This is a genomic window from Haloarchaeobius sp. FL176 (assembly GCF_024609245.1).
Taxonomy (GTDB): Archaea; Halobacteriota; Halobacteria; order Halobacteriales; family Natrialbaceae; genus Haloarchaeobius.
Genome location: NZ_JANJYH010000008.1, coordinates 53,181 through 69,653, shown reverse-complemented (window position 1 = coordinate 69,653; position 16,473 = coordinate 53,181). Strand labels below are relative to the sequence as shown.

The 16,473-nt window shown below is 67.6% G+C and carries 15 protein-coding genes; 10 read left to right on the top strand and 5 right to left on the bottom strand.

Annotated elements, in window-relative coordinates; genetic code table 11:
- Window positions 1-32: 32 nt before the first annotated feature.
- The 5 genes from NO978_RS14650 to NO978_RS14630 all read left to right on the top strand — a co-directional run bounded on the left by NO978_RS14650 (window position 33) and on the right by NO978_RS14630 (window position 4,998).
- Window positions 33-572 carry a TlpA disulfide reductase family protein gene (locus tag NO978_RS14650; protein ID WP_257300340.1) on the top strand — a complete coding sequence of 180 codons (540 nt, stop codon included), beginning with the start codon at window positions 33-35 and terminating at the stop codon, window positions 570-572.
- Window positions 569-1,255, top strand: coding sequence for a cytochrome c biogenesis protein CcdA (locus tag NO978_RS14645; protein WP_257300339.1), 687 nt, complete (start codon window positions 569-571; stop codon window positions 1,253-1,255). Before NO978_RS14650 ends, NO978_RS14645 begins: the two co-directional genes overlap by 4 nt.
- Before the next feature lie 196 nt (window positions 1,256-1,451).
- Entirely contained in the window at window positions 1,452-3,431 is a 1,980-nt protein-coding gene (locus NO978_RS14640) for a NosD domain-containing protein (protein ID WP_257300338.1), read from the top strand.
- On the top strand, window positions 3,428-4,207 hold the full coding sequence (locus tag NO978_RS14635) for an ABC transporter ATP-binding protein (RefSeq protein WP_257300337.1): 780 nt from the start codon (window positions 3,428-3,430) through the stop codon (window positions 4,205-4,207). Before NO978_RS14640 ends, NO978_RS14635 begins: the two co-directional genes overlap by 4 nt.
- Window positions 4,204-4,998 carry an ABC transporter permease gene (locus tag NO978_RS14630; RefSeq protein WP_257300336.1) on the top strand — a complete coding sequence of 265 codons (795 nt, stop codon included), beginning with the start codon at window positions 4,204-4,206 and terminating at the stop codon, window positions 4,996-4,998. Before NO978_RS14635 ends, NO978_RS14630 begins: the two co-directional genes overlap by 4 nt.
- Window positions 4,999-5,094: 96 nt before the next feature.
- Here NO978_RS14630 and NO978_RS14625 read toward each other — a convergent pair whose 3' ends face one another.
- Together NO978_RS14625 and NO978_RS14620 are read right to left on the bottom strand one after the other, a co-directional pair.
- Window positions 5,095-5,757 carry an SdpI family protein gene (locus tag NO978_RS14625; RefSeq protein WP_257300335.1) on the bottom strand — a complete coding sequence of 221 codons (663 nt, stop codon included), beginning with the start codon at window positions 5,755-5,757 and terminating at the stop codon, window positions 5,095-5,097.
- A 73-nt stretch (window positions 5,758-5,830) separates the two neighbouring features.
- Window positions 5,831-8,017 carry a right-handed parallel beta-helix repeat-containing protein gene (locus NO978_RS14620; RefSeq protein ID WP_257300334.1) on the bottom strand — a complete coding sequence of 729 codons (2,187 nt, stop codon included), beginning with the start codon at window positions 8,015-8,017 and terminating at the stop codon, window positions 5,831-5,833.
- Window positions 8,018-8,270: 253 nt separating this feature from the next.
- On the opposite strand from NO978_RS14620, the gene NO978_RS19995 reads away from it, so the two are divergent.
- The 3 genes from NO978_RS19995 to NO978_RS14605 all read left to right on the top strand — a co-directional run bounded on the left by NO978_RS19995 (window position 8,271) and on the right by NO978_RS14605 (window position 11,148).
- Window positions 8,271-9,596 carry a polysaccharide deacetylase family protein gene (locus tag NO978_RS19995; RefSeq protein WP_257300333.1) on the top strand — a complete coding sequence of 442 codons (1,326 nt, stop codon included), beginning with the start codon at window positions 8,271-8,273 and terminating at the stop codon, window positions 9,594-9,596.
- 100 nt (window positions 9,597-9,696) lie between these two features.
- Window positions 9,697-10,110 (top strand): PadR family transcriptional regulator, encoded by a 414-nt coding sequence (locus NO978_RS14610; RefSeq protein WP_257300332.1) that lies wholly within the window; start codon window positions 9,697-9,699, stop codon window positions 10,108-10,110.
- Window positions 10,111-10,152: 42 nt separating this feature from the next.
- Window positions 10,153-11,148, top strand: a complete 996-nt coding sequence (locus NO978_RS14605; protein WP_257300331.1) for a glycosyltransferase family 2 protein — start codon at window positions 10,153-10,155, stop codon at window positions 11,146-11,148.
- Window positions 11,149-11,205: 57 nt separating this feature from the next.
- On the opposite strand, the gene NO978_RS14600 is transcribed toward NO978_RS14605, so the two are convergent.
- On the bottom strand, window positions 11,206-11,775 hold the full coding sequence (locus NO978_RS14600) for a metal-dependent hydrolase (RefSeq protein WP_257300330.1): 570 nt from the start codon (window positions 11,773-11,775) through the stop codon (window positions 11,206-11,208).
- Window positions 11,776-11,777: 2 nt separating this feature from the next.
- Entirely contained in the window at window positions 11,778-12,824 is a 1,047-nt protein-coding gene (locus tag NO978_RS14595; RefSeq protein WP_257300329.1) for a DUF1616 domain-containing protein, read from the bottom strand.
- A 353-nt stretch (window positions 12,825-13,177) separates the two neighbouring features.
- Between NO978_RS14595 and NO978_RS14590 the strand changes: the two genes are divergently transcribed.
- Window positions 13,178-13,774: a hypothetical protein gene (locus tag NO978_RS14590; protein WP_257300328.1), complete on the top strand. Its 597-nt coding sequence runs from the start codon at window positions 13,178-13,180 to the stop codon at window positions 13,772-13,774.
- A 179-nt stretch (window positions 13,775-13,953) separates the two neighbouring features.
- Window positions 13,954-15,396, top strand: coding sequence for a hypothetical protein (locus NO978_RS14585; RefSeq protein WP_257300327.1), 1,443 nt, complete (start codon window positions 13,954-13,956; stop codon window positions 15,394-15,396).
- Here NO978_RS14585 and NO978_RS14580 read toward each other — a convergent pair.
- Entirely contained in the window at window positions 15,393-16,238 is an 846-nt protein-coding gene (locus NO978_RS14580) for a DsbA family protein (protein ID WP_257300326.1), read from the bottom strand. The two genes, NO978_RS14585 and NO978_RS14580, sit on opposite strands and share 4 nt — an antisense overlap.
- Window positions 16,239-16,473: the final 235 nt, after the last annotated feature.

Sequence of the window (16,473 nt, the reverse complement as noted above, 5' to 3'; positions counted from 1 at the left end):
TGCTCGTGGCGCACCGACTGGAGGTGACTCCGTTGCGACGGCGTGAGCTGCTCGGCTCGGTCGCCGCCGCGACGACGGCCGCGACCGCCGGCTGCAACAGCCTCGGCAACGCTCTGACGGGCGGCGACGACGACCCGGAGCCGGTGACGGTCGAGACCATCGACGCTCCCGGCAGCCGGGCCGGCAGTACGGTCGTCCCCGAGCCGGGCCGGGTGACGTTCGTCGAGTTCTTCGCGACGACCTGCCCGATCTGCGCGTCGCAGATGTCGGTCGTCGACGATGCCTACGGCCGGGTCGGCGAGGAGGTGCAGTTCCTCTCGGTGACCAGCGAGCCCGTCGGCCTGACCGTCTCGACGGAGAAGGTCGCATCGTGGTGGGCCCACCACGACGGCAGCTGGCCGGTCGGCGTCGACGACGGCGTCGCACTGGCACGCAAGTACGGAGCCACCAGCATCCCGACGGCCGTCGTCGCCGCCCCCGACGGAACCGTGACGTGGTCGCATACGGGGCGAGCCACCGCCTCGCGAATCGTCGCGGAGATCCGGGCAGCAGGGGGTGACTCGGCGCCGTGACCGCCCTGGATGCGGGCCACCTGACGTTCGCGGCGGGAGCGGGTTTCGCGACGTTCCTGTCGCCCTGTGCGCTCCCGCTCGTGCCCGGCTACGTCGGCTTCTACGCCCGGTCGGCAGACGGGGATGCGAGCACCGCGGGTGTCCTCTCGCGCGGCCTCGCAGCTGCGGGCGGGCTTCTCCTCACCCTGGGGCTCCTCGCCGCGCTGGCCGTCATCCTCGGGCGACCGGTCGCCCGGCTCCTGCCGCTCGTGGAGCCGGCCGTCGGGCTGGCCCTCGTCGGCCTCGGCGTGCTCGTGGTGTCCGGTCGCGCCCCCGCGCTGACTGTCCAACTCCCGGAACGCCGGGCCGACACGCCGGGGTTCGCGCTGTTCGGGGCCGGCTACGCCGGCGCGTCGGCCGGCTGTGTCCTCCCGGTGTTCCTGGCGGTGGTCGTCCAGTCTCTTGCGCTCCCGCTCCCACAGGCTGCCGCCGTCGTCCTCGTCTACGCGCTGGGGGCAGCCCTGCCGCTGCTGGCGCTTTCGCTCCTGGTAGGGCTCGGCGTCGACGTCGCCGCCGCGCGGCTCGGCGGCCTCGGCAGTCTGCTCGAACGCGCCGCCGGCGTGGTCCTCGTCCTGGCAGGAATGGGACAGCTCGTCGTCGCGGTCGCACCGTCCGCGGTCCCGTCCACACCGATTCCAGTATGACAGGGGAGACATCATCCGTACAGGCACGCGAGCAGGGTCAGACGGGGTGGTCCGCTCGACTATCACACCGCGTCTGTAGCCCAACGGTATTGTTCAAAATTCGCACTGGTGCAGCTCTCGAAACCCGCCTGGGACCGGCAGCCGTCGGTGGTCCCGTCGCCGCTCGCAGTCCGTTCAACGTGGTAGGGGGTGAGCCATGAGGAGTGTCACCCTCGCCGGCGTCGTCGTGGTGCTCGCGCTGCTGGTCGCGGGGTGTGGGCTCGTCGTCGACACCGGCGACGGCGAGCAGCTATCGCCGGTACCGTTCGACCGAACCCTCACGACCGGCCTGACCGGTGTCGACGTCGAGCAGGCACGGGAGGCGGGCCACGTCGTGCCGCGGGGACAGGTGTTTTACTCCCAGTACGAGTACGTCGTCGGCTACTACGGGACCGACGCGCTCGTCGCGGGCGTATCAGACCCCAGCCACCGGGCGCAGTTCGGCCGGCCGCTCGCGGTGTTCGTCACCGACCTCGCCGGGACCGACCCCGCGCTGACCGACGAGGGATACGTGACGCTCCCCGACGCCACAGCGCCCGGCTGGACGCGCACCGAGGACGCCTGGTTCGTCGTCGGGACGCCGGCGCGGACGCCCGGCGGACCGACCGCGCTCCCCTTCGGCGACAGGGGGGCGGCCCGGGCGTTCGCGACGGCCCACGACGGCACCGTCGTCGACTGGGACGGGCTGCGGGAGCGACGGACGGACCGGCCCGACGCCGGCGACCACGAGCCGCCCGTCGCCGAGCGACAGCAGTGGGCCGACCGGGCCGTCGAGCGGGCACGCGAGACGCGGGACCGGCCGGTGTCGATGGTCGTCGGCACGGACCGGGCGGCGGTCGAGACGGCCGTAGACAACGTGCCGCCGGCGGACGCCGCCGGCGACGCGCCGGCCGGGGTGGTCCTTGGCGAGGACGCGCCGACGCTCGCGGCGGCTGTCGACCGCGCGCCGGCGAACACCACGGTCAGGCTCCTCCGTGGTCGGTACGACGCGAACCTCTCAGTCGGCAGACCCATCACGCTCGACGGGACCGGGGCCGCCACCGTCCTCGACGGCGGCGGCGACGGGTCCGTCGTGACCGTCAGCTCGCCCGGCGTCGGGCTCACCGACCTCCGTATCGTGGGGGTAGGGAGCGCCAACGCCGGACAGCTGGAGTCCGACGACGGGTCGGCGTGGGACCGTCGCATCAGGCTCACGTACGGCTACGGCGACGCGGCGGTGCGGCTGCGCGACGCCGACCGGTCGCTGGTCGAGAACGTCAGCATCGCCACGCCTTCGAACGGCGTCGTCGCCCTCGACAGCGACGGTGTCGTCGTCCGCGAGACCCGGGTGAACGGCACCGACGGGCTGTCGGGATTCATGAGCGTCCTGCCGATGTACTCCCGAATGGTCGTCGAGGACTCCCGGTTCGACGGGGGGCGCGACGCCGTCTACGCGCACTACGCCGACGGGACGGTGGTCCGTGACAACCACGTGGCGGACCTCCGGTTCGGCTTCCACGACATGTACACGAGCGACGCGCTCGTCGTGAACAACAGCGTCCGCGACGTGAACACCGGCATCTACGTGATGACCCGGCCGGCCGGCAACGCCGTGGTCGGCAACGACGTCCGGAACAGCAGCGTCGGCATCAGCACCGCGGGCACGGCCTCCTACGTGACCGGGAATGTGGTCGTGAACAACGAGGTCGGGCTCTCGGTCGGCACCACCCGGTCGACCTATCGCGGGAACACGGTCGTCGCAAACGGCGTCGGTGTCCGGTCGACGACGATGCTCCCGACCAACGACGTCTTCGAGAACGACATCGTCGGGAACGACCGCCCCGTCTCGCCGGGGTTGGCGACGCTGGAGAGCTGGGCGGTCGACGGCCGCGGCAACCACTGGGGGGCGGTGCCGGGTGTCGACCGCGACGGCGACGGCGTCGTGGAGCGGACCTACCGGCCGACGGACCCCGTCGACCGGAACGCCCGGCACTCGCCGGTCGCGAACGCACTCGCCTACTCGCCGGCGGCCCACCTGTTCGACCAGTTCCAGCAGGCAGCTCCGGGACTCCGGGGGCCAGCCGTCGTCGACCCTGCACCGCTGACTGACCCGGTCCACCCGGGCCGACTGGAGACGCACAACGTGAGCACACCATGACCCCGCGACAGACCGGCCGACCCGACGAACAGCCAGCCCAACAGCGACCGGCCGTCGAGGTCGCGGGCGTGAGTCACTCGTTCGACGGCCTCGACGTGCTCGGCGACGTGTCGTTCACCCTTCCGGGCGGCACGGTCGCCTGCGTCGTCGGGCCGAACGGGAGCGGGAAGACCACGCTGCTGCGACTGGTCGCCGGCCTGCTCGAACCGGATGTAGGGACCGTCTCCGTCGCAGGTGACGCCGGTCGCCGGGTCGGCTACCTCGCCCAGCAGCCGGCGTTCCGCAGGCAGTTCACTGTCGCGGAGACTGTCGCCTTCTACGGATCGCTCGTGGGGGAGCCAACGGACGTCGATGCCGTCCTCGACCGCGTCGGCCTCTCGGCCGTCGCCGACCGGCGCGTGGACGCGCTCTCCGGCGGGATGCGTCGGCTGCTCGGACTCGCCCAGGCGATGGTCGGTGACCCGTCGGTGTTCGTCCTCGACGAACCGGCGACCGGGCTCGACCCAACGATGGCCCGTCACCTCCGGGCGGTGATCGACGACCTCGCCGCCGACGGTGACGCGGTGCTCCTGTCCACCCACGACCTCCACACGGTCGACCGCATCGCCGACAGGGTGTTGCTCGTCGACCACGGCGAGCTCGTCGCTGCGGGCCCGCCGGCGGAGCTGCTGGCAGAGTCCGGGGCGACGACGCTCGACGACGCCATCGAGACGCTCGGCCACGGCGGGGGCACGGTCGGTGTCTCGCCTGGGCTCCGCGGAGGTGACCGTACGTGACCGAGCTCGGCTACGTGGCAGACGTCGCCGAGCGCGAGTTCCGGACCGTCCTCCGGACCCCGTTGCTGCTGGCCGTCGGCCTCGGCTACGTCCTGCTGGTCGGCGGCATCGGGTGGCTGGGCGGGACCGGTGCGTACCTCGCGCTCGTGCTCGACCTCCTGACGCCCGTCGAGCTGCTCGTCCCGGTGCTTTCGTTCGCCGTCGGCTACCGGGCGCTGCTCGGCGACCGCGAGAGCGGGGAGCTGGAGACCATCCGGACGTATCCGATCACCGGACACTGGTACGTCGTGGGGGTCTACCTCGGCCGGGCCGTGGTCGTGCTCGGGCTGGTGCTGCTTTCGTTCGTCCTCGCCGGCTCGGTCGTCCCCACGAGCGACACGGCACAGCTCTCGGTTGTCGCCTCCCACCCCACGGCGGACTCTCCCGCGCTCTATCTCCGGTACGCGCTGGCGACGGCGCTGTTCGCGCTAGTCGCGCTTGCAATCGCGACGCTGGTCTCGGCGGCAGCACGCTCGACCCGTGGCGGGCTCGCGCTTGCCACCGGCAGTGTCGTGGCGCTCGTCGTCGGGCTGGACAGCGCGCTGCTGGGTGCGGTCACCGGCGAGCAGGTCCCGACCACCGTGCTCGCGCTCAGTCCGAACAGCGCCTACCGGAGCCTCGTCCTCGAACTGAGCGTCGCGCCGACGGGTGTCGCCGTCCCCGGCGGGCCGACCGTCCTCGTCAGCACGGCCGCCCTCTGTGCGTGGCTCACCCTCGCGCTCGGGCTGGCGTCGCGACTCGCCTGGCGCTGACGAAGCAACCTCGGCCGGGCCGGGGGCTGTCGTCCTGCCGACATCGAGCACGTGCAGTCAGTCCGGAGCCTTCGGCGACCGCTCCGGACCGCGGTTTCAGTCCCCGCTCGTCGCGCTGCCGCCGTCGAGTTGCCTGTACAGGTAGTACGAGTAGACCACCGTTCCAACCGCCGTGAGCAGGGACGGCACGAGCAGGAAGAACATCGCGTACTCGCCGAAGGCGAGGCCGACGAACGCGAGCACCCCGGTCAGCTTGAACAGTCTGCTGCCCAGCGCGTGAGTTCGCTCCCACACCTCGTCGCTGCTCAGCGTCCAGGGAGTCCGGATGCCGACGAACCAGTTGCGTTGTGCGTTCTCCAGCAGGATTCCGACGTAGTAGAACAGGGCTGCGACGCCGGCGAGGACGAACAGCGTCATATCGAACTCGTAACCGAGGTTGAAGGCGACGATGCCGGCGTGCAGGACCGCGAGGTACGCCGCGAACACGACGACGAACCAGTCGTAGTAGCGACGGAAGGACGCGATGTTCTCCTGCAACGGGTCGATACGTGGGACGAGAGCGAACAGTCCGAGGAGGACGGCACCCAGTGCCGGGAAGAGGGCGAGCGCGGCGGTCTTGCCCATCGTCCCGTTCGGTTCACCGCCCGCTCCCCAGTTCGTCACCAGCCGGTCGGAGAGCTCCGGAGCCGCGAGGAGACTCACCACGGCCGAGAGTACGACGAAGCCGGCCGCGATGGCGTAGCGCTGTCTCGTGTTCATACCGCTGGAAAGGAGGGCGAGACTGAAAAAACAACCCCGGACCCGAGCCGATTCGTCACGCCCGCTCTGTCCGTCACTCCGAGTGCGTCGACAGCTCGTACCCCCAGGACAGGTTCCCGGAGCCACTCGGCGGTGCGGACTCGTAGGTGACGGTCACCGAGTCCGCGGCTTTGGCCGAGATGTAGTGGGCGCCCGCCGCGTCCGCGCTCTCCGCCCAGACGTTGGCAACCGCGGGGGCCTCGACGAGACCGTGCGGGATGTCGAACGACCGACCGCCGCTTCCGCTCGCCGTGTAGGTGCCGCTCTCCTCCGTGGGGTGGCCGAAGTTGTGCCTGATGACGTTCGCTTCGCCGTCACCCTCGATTCCCGATTCGATGTCGTTCTGGACGACCATGCAGTCCGCTGCGTCGACGAGGTTGACGTCGCTCCCCCCCGTCAGGGAGAAGTTGTTGTTGGTGACGGCGGCATCGTCGGTCTGGTAGACGAGGATGGCGTCGTTCCCGCCGCGGGAGAAACTGTTCCCGGTGACCAGCCCGCCAGCACGGACGAGCAGTCCCCGATTCCCGTAGCGGTTGAAGTCGTTCGCGGCGATCAGGTTCGGTCTCCCCCCGAGGATGGCCGCGTACGAACCACTCACTTCGGAGAGCGAGTTGCTCAGGAACCGTATCGGACCACTCACCGACCCGGCAGCGACGACGTAGTTGCTGATGTCCTCGAAGTGGTTCCCGACGAAGTTCACGTCCTCGATGGAGGAGCTCCCGATCTCCGAGATGTTGAACGCGGTGCTACCGCAGGTCTGGACGACGTTCTCTGTAACGCCCAGGAACTCGCAGGTATCCCCCTCTGGCGTCCGGAACCGCATGATGTTCCCGCTCAGTCTATCGAAGTCGTTCGCGGCCATCCCGATCTCGTTCATCCCGGTCGGGTTGCTGTACAGGTTCACGCCCATGCCGTCGATCTTCCAGAACTGCGAACTGTTGACGATGAGCGAGTCGGGACGCCCACGACTCTTGATGGCGTCGTCCGAGAGGTTGCGGAACTCGCAGCCGTTGATCTGCGTCTCCTCCGCTCCCGTGATGATGCCACCGCTGCCGTTCGCGAATCGGTTGTCCTGGAACTGGATGACACCGCCGAAGTGAACGTCGGCGTTATCCTGATAGTACTCGTTCCCCCGGAACGTCAGGAGCCTCGGGAAGCCGTCGGTGCCGGAGCCCCCGACGGTCGTGCAGTGGTTCTTCGTGTCGTAGATGACGTTGTTCCGGACCGTGATGTTCCGGACCGCGTCCGAGAGTGTGACCCCGTAGCCGACGCCACGACCGTCGTAGCCGATATCGTACAGCTCGCAATCGCTGACGGTGGAGAACACCGACGACGACATGATGACCCCGGAGTGAGCGAGGTTGTGCATCTTCGTCTGGGAGACGAGGAGGCTGTTCGCGTACGTCGCAGTGACGCCCGAGCGGAACACTGACCGGTCGCGCCCGACGATCTCGAGGTCTCGGATCGTGACGCCCTCAACGAGGTCGAGCCCGATCGCGGCCGCACCGTTCTCCGGGCGGTAGGTGTCGAAGAGGCCACCGGCCGAGATACGTATCTGCCCGTTCTCCTCGTCCACGTCGAGTAACTTGTGTATCTCGCCGTACGGCTGGTTGCGGTACGTCGTCGTCCGATTCGTGTTGATGAGGACGTGCTCGCCGATTTCGAACGGTCCCGTGTCGTCGACCGGGATCACCTCGTTGCCGACTCTCGACGTGACCGAGGCGCTCCCGGTGCGGTTACCCTGGACGTTGAATGCGGCGCTGCCGGCGACCTCGATCGTCGTGCCGCGGCCCATGCCAGTGACTACCGTGTCCGAGTCGAGCTCGATCGGCTCGGATGCGACGTAATGCCCCGCCTGGATAACCAGTTTCGAGACGCCGTGGTCGACGACCGCCTGGACGACGCGCGAGAAGTCCGGACCGCTCTCGACCACTTCCTCCTCGACATCGGCGTGAACGGTCCCATCCTCGTCCTTCCAGACGACCGCGCCTGCGTTGCGCGAGTCGGTGAGGAGGTGGTCGGTGCGGACTGTCTCGACGTCGACGACGCCCGGCGTCGTTCCGTTCTCCGTCTCGGTCGGCCGGGTCCGTCCGGGGCCGTCGGCTGTCACGTCCGTCGACGGTGACCGGTCTGGTGGCCCGCCGAGGCAGCCACCGAGGGCAGCCAGGAAGCTACTCGACTGTAGGTACTCTCGTCTGTTGAGTCCGTCATCGTCACCCATGGACGAGCCTTTCGGCGTCCAACGGTTTGCTATAGGCTTGTTAAGGCGAGGGCTCGACGACCCGTCACCCTTCCGCAGTCGGGCGAAACCGGTCCGCTGAGGTTCCCAGCGAGGAGTGGCCCTGTTCGGGCCGGCGTGGGACCGAACCATGGCCACGGAGCTGGTAGAACGCGGGGAATACGCGACTCCCAGTCGGTGGGGAACACCTTACCAGCACGATAATAATGCGGCTGGCGGCACTGGACCCGATAGCGTGAAACCCTCCGAATCGACATCTCGGACGAGACGCAACGCACTCAAGTCACTCGCCGCTGCAGGCCTGCTCGGTGTCGCCGGCTGCCTCGGTGACTCGGGCAGTACCGACCAGCCCACGCAGACCCCGGGTTCGACGACGAACCGACAGACCACCACCGGGAACCGCTCGACAGAGACCGACACGAGCGACGGCCAGCAGTCGGAGCCGAGCAACGTGGCCCAGTCCACGCTCGTGGACGACTTCGAGAACCTCTCGGAGTGGACCGTCGAGAGCGGGTCGTTACACGCGGACGACTCGCAGACGTTCACGGGGTCGCAGTCGGCACGCCTCGAACGGACCCAGGGCCCGGTGAGCATCTCCCGCCCGGTCGACATCGACGGGTCGACGACGGACCTCTCGCTCGCCTTCCGCATGGACTCCTCGGGGAACGCTGTCCCCCAGGTGAAGCTCTACGCACCGGACGAAGCGAACTCGCTCGTCGTCGGCGAGGGCATCCGTGAGGAGTCGAACCGGAACTGGTTCCGGCTGGACCTCGGCGCCCGTCGCGTCAACGGACTTCCGAACCTGGAGGAGGTGAGCCGTCTCGAGATACGCATCCGCGGCGGTGGCCCGGACACGAAGTTCTGGATCGACGACCTCCGCACCACGCCCTCGCCCGACAGCGGGAAGGCCATGATATTCTTCGACGACGGTCTCGTCTCCGCGTACGAGAACGCCTATCCCGTGTTGCAGGAGCACGAGATGAGCGCCGCCTCCTCCATCGTCACCGGCGAGGTCGGCGCGGAGAACCACATGAGCATCGAACAGATGGAGGAGCTCCAGTCGAACGGCTGGGAGATGGTCTCGCACACCCACTCGCACGTGAGCCTGCAGGGCATCTCCCGCGTCGAAGCGGAGCGGGAGATCGTCAACGCCAGGCAGTGGCTCGTCGACCACGGCTTCGAGACCGGTGCTCGGTCCATCGTCTATCCCTACGGCGGTTTCACCGACGCTACCGCGTCCTTCGCGAACCAGTACCACGACCTCGGGTTCCGGTACATGGACACGCTGAGCTCCGGCTCGGGGCGTGTCACCCAGAACATGACCGCCTCGCGTGGCGACGCGAGCAACCTCGAACGGGCCAAGAAGATGGTCGACCTCGGACAGCTGTACTCCGACCTCGAGATGTTCACTTTCCACGAGGTGGGCGGCTCGAGCGAGGGGCTCCAGATGTCGACCGGCGACTTCGAGGAGTTCGTCAGCTACCTCGACGACAGCGACCTCGAAGTCATCACGCCGTCCACCCTCTGGGACCGCTACCAGGCGACCGCTCCGATGGACTGACTTCACGGCGGACCCCGCGTCGAACCGGCACTCGAACGACCGATACGGCCGACGACCGGCCGACTACCATCCCACCACGAACTGTCATCCCCTTCGACACATGAAACACTTCGATACAGACAGCGACCAGAGCGGAACCGTCTCGGTGAGCCAGCACCGTCCCAGTACCACGGCGGGGGACGGCCCGACGACCACCGAAGTCAGAGAGCTCAGTAACTTCCAGCGCGACCTCCTCTTCGTCGTCGCGGGCGCAGCGGAACCGAGCGGGCAGGAGATCAAACGCGAGCTGGAGGCGACGACCATGGAGATGGTCCTCCCCGGGCAGCTCTATCCGAACCTGGCAGAACTGGCCGAGCGCGACCTCGTCGAAAAGAGCGCCCGGGACGGGCGGACGAGCGCGTACGACCTGACCGAGCGCGGTTCGCGCGTTCTGGGCGAACTGTGCAGGTGGCAGATTCGCCACCTCCGTGCCGAGCCTTCTGACGTACCGTTAGAGGAGTTACAGACCCTATAGTAACGGGTGGCGCTCCCGTGGTCACGGACGACCACAGAGCCAATGTATCAGGGCAACACCATCGGAGCCGTCATCCCCGCGTACAACGAGGAATCGTTCGTGGGCGAGGTCATCGAGACACTCCCATCCTTCGTCGATAGAGCCTACGTCGTCGACGACTGTTCGACCGACGACACCTGGGACGAGATAGCCCGCCACGCGGACGCGGGGATCGAGCCCGACGCAGTACAGAGCCCATTGCCGGATGGCGGTACTGCGGCTGGCCCGCAGGTCGTCCCGATCCAGCACGACGAGAACCGCGGTGTCGGCGGCGCGATCAAGACCGGCTACCAGCGAGCACTTGCCGACGAGCTCGACGTGACTGTCGTCATCAGCGGCGACGGCCAGTCGGAGCCGGACATCGTCGAGCGCGTCCTCCAGCCGGTCGTTGACGGCGAAGCCGGGTACGCGAAGGGGAATCGTCTCCACAGCGGCGACCGCGATGAGATGCCGGCGTTCCGGCGGGTCGGGAACTTCGTGTTGACGTATCTCACGAAGATCTCCAGCGGGTACTGGCGGACCATGGACCCCCAGAACGGCTCGACCGCGATCTCGCACTCGGCACTCTCGGCTGTCGACATCGGCGAGATGTACGAGGACTACGGCTACTGCAACCACCTCCTCGCCATGCTCAACGCCGAGGAAGTCACCGTCGCCGACGTCCCCCACCGTGCCGTATACGACGACGAGGAGAGCCACATCGAGTACCAGACGTACGTCCCGAAGGTGTCCTGGCTGCTCCTCAGGAACTTCACCGGCCGACTGCAGGAGACGTACCTCGGGAGGGAGTTCCACCCGCTTCCCGCGTTCTATCTGGTCGGTGCTGCGGGGTCGCTCACGGGGCTGCTCGCGGCGGCCAAACGAGTGTTCGACGGGGAGGACGGCGGGCTCGTCGCACCGCTCGCCATCGTCCTCGTCGGGGTTCTGAGCATGCTCGTCGCTGCCGTCCTCGACTTCGAGGAGAACCGGGACCTCACCGTCCACGCAGAGGAGCCCTGACCGCCGGGGGCAGCCGGCTTCCGGCCCCCGTTCGCCCCCGCCACCCCTTCGTTCTCTCTATTCTGTGTACCGACGGACCAGCGCCCCGACCGGCGGGGCACCGTCGAGCAACCAGAGCCCGAAGACCGTCGTGAACAGGAGCAGATACAGCGGCACGTAGACGCCGATATCGCCGTCGGCGAGGTTCACGAGGAACGCGTTCAGGTAGCGCGTGACCCGTTCGACGAAGCCGATGTCGGCCGTGTACCCCGTCGGGTTCGATAGCGGCCAGACGATGCGACCGAAGGGCGAATCGACGCCGACGAGCAGTCCGAACAGCACGTCTCCGCCCAGGTGCGAGAGGTAGCCGACGCCGAAGGCCGCACCGAATCCCACGGCGCGGTGGCGTCTGGCGAGGAGGCCGATGAGGACCACCAGTGGGAATGCGAAGAACAGGGAGTGCGCCAGTCCGTACCCGGTGGTGAACACGTGGAACGTCCAGGCCAGCGGCTTGTCGATCAGATCGGGGAGCTGTGAGGCGAACGCGAGAACGATGACGGGCGCCGTGGCGGGTGGTCGGTCGGAGCGGAGTCGGCTCCAGACCGAGTAACAGAGATAGCTGAACGCGAGGTGTCCCCAGGGCCACATCGTCAGCTGTGCTCCTCTGGTCCGACGAGGACCTGTTCATCCGACTCCGTGACGGTGACCCAGACGCGTAGCGAGCGATAGGCGTTGTCGCGGGTCGGGTTCGTCGGTGCCTCACCGGTGTAGAGTAGGTAGGCCACACGGTAGCGCTGGCCCGCGTCCAGCGGACCAAGCGAGTGGGTGATGCGGGCACGTTCCCCGTCCGCGAGGTCGCGCTCGAAGCTGGTCAGTCGCCGACTCGACCGGACCGTGACCCCGTCATCGGTGCGTTCGGTGCGCTGGAGCATCGCGACGACAGTGTAGCTCTCCGGGGCGCCTTCCTGATTCCGGATGGTGACGTAGACCGGTTCCTCGGTCCCCGGTTCGAGCTGTATCGGGAGCGACTCGACGGTGTAGTTGCCGGACTCGTTCTGTCCGGTGACCGAGAACTCGGTGAACTGCTGCCCTGCCGTCGGTGCGGTGAAGGCGAACGCGGCAGTCACCGGGACCAGCAGGAGGGCGAGGACCACGACCACGTTCAGCGCCCGGACGAGCGTCGAGGACTGGCCGATGCCGCCGTCCGAACTGCCCTCGCCACCGAACAGGTTCGTAGCCGCGGCGAACGACACGCCACCGCGTCGTTCGAACGAGAGCCTCGCCCGTCTGGCGACTGCACCCACCGAGAGGAGCAGCGTGAGTCCCGCGATGGCGACGAGGACGGGCCTCGGTCGGACACCGGCACCCGTGAAGTTCAGCAGGAGTGCGACGAACGGCGTCAGCGCACAGCTGATCAGGACCGAGAGGACGAGGCGCTCTCCAGCGGGGATGCCCGCCTGTGCCCGGTGCGCCGCCAGCGCGTGGGTCGCGTCCCGGCTCTTCGTCGACGGTTCGTGGCGTTCCGGATAGACCGTCGCCAGGAAGGCGTATCCCGGGACGAAGACGAGAAACGGGAGCGTTATCGCGGCACGGAGGGGCGACTCGACTCCGACGACGAGGACGGCGACGGGCACGAGCAGGGCCAACGCGATACAGCAGACGAGGTCGACTGTCCACTCGACGGTGTGTGCTGCCATCGGGCGACTGTTGGCCCGGTCCGGGGTTAGTTACACGCAGGGTAGGTTCAATCCGCGTCCGGGGGGACGACTTACCCTCTCCATAGTATCCACAGCGCCCGCGGTCGGCGGAGCTGCAACCGGTCCCGGTGGGCCGCATCGCACGGTGATTGCTGGTAGCATCACCCGGCGACCCGCACCGTTGCAGTCCGTTGTACGCCCCGATAGAACCCGTTCGTCCCGGGCAGAACAACCCCTCGGCCTGTTCAGTAGAACCCACGCTACAGGCCCTCTAAACCCGCACAAGAGTGTGAAAGAGTCTGCAACGACTTCTCCCCTTTATCTATCCCCCGCCGCATTGGAGGAACAGAGCGATGATCACAGACCAGTCGAACGCACCCGCCGACCTCGACGCGACGCCGGAACCGGACGGGAGCCAACGAGTGTTGAGCCACGACAAGGTCTTCCACCTGCTCCAGAACGAACGTCGCCGCCGCGTCATCAGGTACCTCCACGACAAGGAGGGAAAGACGGACATGCGCGACATCGCCGAGAAGGTCGCCGCGTGGGAGCACGACAAGACCGTCAGGACGCTGTCGTCCGAAGAGCGCCAGCGCGTGTACATTCCCCTGTACCAGAACCACCTCCCGAAGCTCGACGACGAGGGTATCATCGATTACAACCAGAGCCGCGGGACGGTCGAGCGCAATCCGCTCGCGGACCAGCTCGAGACGCACCTCTTCGAGCGAGCAGACGAACGACCGCCGGAGACCAGCGCACCCGCGGCGGACACGCAGGAGGCACCGCAGTACAGCTACTCGCTCGTCGCCTCGGGGGTCGCCAGCATCCTCCTTATCACGGCCGCGCTGGGGCTGCCGATACTCTCGTCTCCGCCTGACCTCCTCTTCGGGACCCTGATACTGCTCGTCTTCCTGGGGGCAGAACTCCTCCGGCAGCGGCCGCTACGGTGACCCGCACCGACGAGCCGCCCACCCACCGGTCGTCCACGCACCGGCCGCCACAAACAACGGCATGAAGGAAATTCCTTCAAACGGACTGGTAAGCCAGCGACCATCTCCAAAGGTTGATAAGCTGGTATCAGAAACTAGCTGAAAAGCATTTTGGCTATCCCAACGCCTCTACCGTCTCCATGCACACACGCACCTCATCCACGAGTCTCGTACTCTGTTGTGCCGTCCTGGTCGTCGTCGGCGGTGTCGCCCCAGCCGCCGTCTCTGGTGTGTCGGAACCCCAGAGCGCGGCGGTGAACGGGAGCGGGACAGCAACCCCACAGGTCGCCCCTGGCATCACGAGCGTTTCTACCGACGGGCCAGGACACGTCACGAACGCGACCCAGGGCTTCGTCTACTGGAACGACGAACCGTTCCGCATCAACGTCACGGTCACGCCGCCGAACGGCACCGTGTTCTACGTCTGTGTCCAGACAAACAGCTCCGACCGCGGGCCCGGCTGTCGAACGTTCAGCCCGCGAAACGCGACGCACGTGGAGTACTCGTTCGACGTGGACGGCTGGCAGACGGACAGCTCCTGGCGGTCGGCGCTCAACGTCACACTCCGCACGGAGAACAGCACCCTCGACCAGCGGGAGGTTTCGGTCAGCGTGCTCACCCGTGAGGGCGACGTCGACACTGACGGTCTCACCAACCAGCGCGAGGCGAACATGTCCACCAGCATGTTCGAGAGCGATACGGACGGTGACGGTATCTCGGACGGCACCGAGCTGAACTCACACGACACCGACCCGGCGCTCGCCGACACCGACGACGACGGCGTTCCCGACGGCGCCGAGATCAACCGCGGTACGGACCCCACCGACCCGGACTCGGACGAAGACGGACTGACTGACGGTGCCGAGTTGAGTAACTCGACGGACCCACTCAAACCGGACACCGACGACGACGGCCTCGACGACGGCCGGGAGGTCGCGCTCGGGTCCGACCCGCTGTCGCCCAACACCGACGACGACGGCATCGATGACCGAAAGGAGGTCGCGCTCGGTCTCGATCCGACGAAACAGGACACGGACGGCGACATGCTGGACGACGACACGGAGCGGGCGCTCGGGACGAACCCGAAGAGCGCGTGGACGCCCCTCTTCCTCGGGGGTGGCGGCATCACGTTGCTGTTCGTCATCGGCGTGGTCCTCAGAAGGTCGGAATGGAGTTCCGGAACCGTCCTCGACGATGGCGACACGCAGTTCACGTTACCGGACTGGGTCTCGAACTACGTCAGGGACCACGAACCGGACGAACCCCGGGCCGTCTCGGCGGAGTCGGAATCGGCGGTAGCCACCGATAGAGAGGCTATCGAGGAGGAGTCCACGGACGACAGCTCCCCGGACGACCGGATCTGGACCGACCGCGACGAGGTGCTCGCGCTCGTCCAGGAGCACGACGGCCGGCTGAAACAGCGCGACGTCGTCGAGAACACCGACTGGTCCGAGTCGAAGGTGAGCCGCACGCTCTCCGCCATGGAGGAAGACAACCAGATCAGCCGGCTCGAGATCGGTCGCGAGAAGATCGTCACCCTCTACGACGAGGAACCGGACGTGTTCTCGTCTGACCGGGACTAGCGGCGGTCGCTGGCGACGCGGAACTGACGCTTGGTCGAATCGAAGTCGACCGTCGGTGCCGTTACTCTCTCCTCTGTGACCACCCGCGGGACAGTGTCGATAGCACGTCGCTTTGCACGCTGGACCGTCTCCTGGAGCGCGGGGCCGAATCGGTCCGTGGTGAACAGTTGGGACACCGCCCCGACCCGGTCGACGCCGGCCTCGCTGGCGAGGCGTTCCAGCAGCTCGACCTCCGCCCACGTCTGCCGCTCCGGCGGCTGGTTCGCGAACACGGTCTCGAGGTACGACCAGTACGACTCGGGGGCCACGTTCCAGACGGCGAGGCCGGCGCGACTCGCTCCCGGTGCGTCCTCGCCGAGGAAGGGGTCACCATCGAGGTACGCGAGTGACCGGAACTCGATCGCCACGTCCCCCGGTCGCGTGAACCGGTCCACGAGAACCGGGAGCTGGTCGACGACGAACGACGCCGTGTACGGGCACTTCCAGTTGCCGTACACAGTGGCGGTCGGGCTCGTGTCCGGGTCGCCCATCACCGCGTAGCGGTGTGCGTCCGGCGTCTCGGGCAACGGAACGCTGCCGCCGAACAGGTCGGTGTCCGAGATCTCGACCGACTCTGCCGGCTCCTCCGTGGGTTCGGTGGGCTCTTCGGTCGTCCGGCCGTCCGTCGTCTGTGAGGGTTCGGGCGCCTTCGTGCGCGTCGTGAGCCCTGTAGTCCGGCCTTCTGTCCCGGTCGAGTTCGTATCACTGGACAGCTGGTCGACGGCGCTCGCACAGCCCGGGAGTACGGTGGCCGCCCCGACTCCCGCGATTCGTAACAGTCCGCGTCGTGTGTTCTCTGCCATCGATCGAGAATGGTGCGGGAGTCGCATTATTACTGGACGGCTAAACCGCTGCGGCCGCTCATCTGCAGCGAGAGAGCAGCGGGTCAGCCTCGGGCGTCCGCTGTCGGTGGGGAACTCCGAACCCTAACAGCTGTCTATCGGCTGCTTATCTCGCGTATAGTAATGCCCCGTTCGTGCCTTGGTCTGGCCGTACCCGCGTCAAGCCCAAATGGGCAACAACGTGCGGCAATCGAGT

Bases quoted from the DNA above. Each gene is read 5' to 3' on its own strand.
- NO978_RS14640 (WP_257300338.1), top strand. From the start codon at position 1,452: ATGAGGAGTGTCACCCTCGCCGGCGTCGTCGTGGTGCTCGCGCTGCTG.
- NO978_RS14635 (WP_257300337.1), top strand. From the start codon at position 3,428: ATGACCCCGCGACAGACCGGCCGACCCGACGAACAGCCAGCCCAACAG.
- NO978_RS14625 (WP_257300335.1), bottom strand. From the start codon at position 5,757: ATGAACACGAGACAGCGCTACGCCATCGCGGCCGGCTTCGTCGTACTC.
- NO978_RS14620 (WP_257300334.1), bottom strand. From the start codon at position 8,017: ATGGGTGACGATGACGGACTCAACAGACGAGAGTACCTACAGTCGAGT.
- NO978_RS14610 (WP_257300332.1), top strand. From the start codon at position 9,697: ATGAAACACTTCGATACAGACAGCGACCAGAGCGGAACCGTCTCGGTG.
- NO978_RS14605 (WP_257300331.1), top strand. From the start codon at position 10,153: ATGTATCAGGGCAACACCATCGGAGCCGTCATCCCCGCGTACAACGAG.
- NO978_RS14600 (WP_257300330.1), bottom strand. From the start codon at position 11,775: ATGTGGCCCTGGGGACACCTCGCGTTCAGCTATCTCTGTTACTCGGTC.
- NO978_RS14595 (WP_257300329.1), bottom strand. From the start codon at position 12,824: ATGGCAGCACACACCGTCGAGTGGACAGTCGACCTCGTCTGCTGTATC.
- NO978_RS14590 (WP_257300328.1), top strand. From the start codon at position 13,178: ATGATCACAGACCAGTCGAACGCACCCGCCGACCTCGACGCGACGCCG.
- NO978_RS14585 (WP_257300327.1), top strand. From the start codon at position 13,954: ATGCACACACGCACCTCATCCACGAGTCTCGTACTCTGTTGTGCCGTC.
- NO978_RS14580 (WP_257300326.1), bottom strand. From the start codon at position 16,238: ATGGCAGAGAACACACGACGCGGACTGTTACGAATCGCGGGAGTCGGG.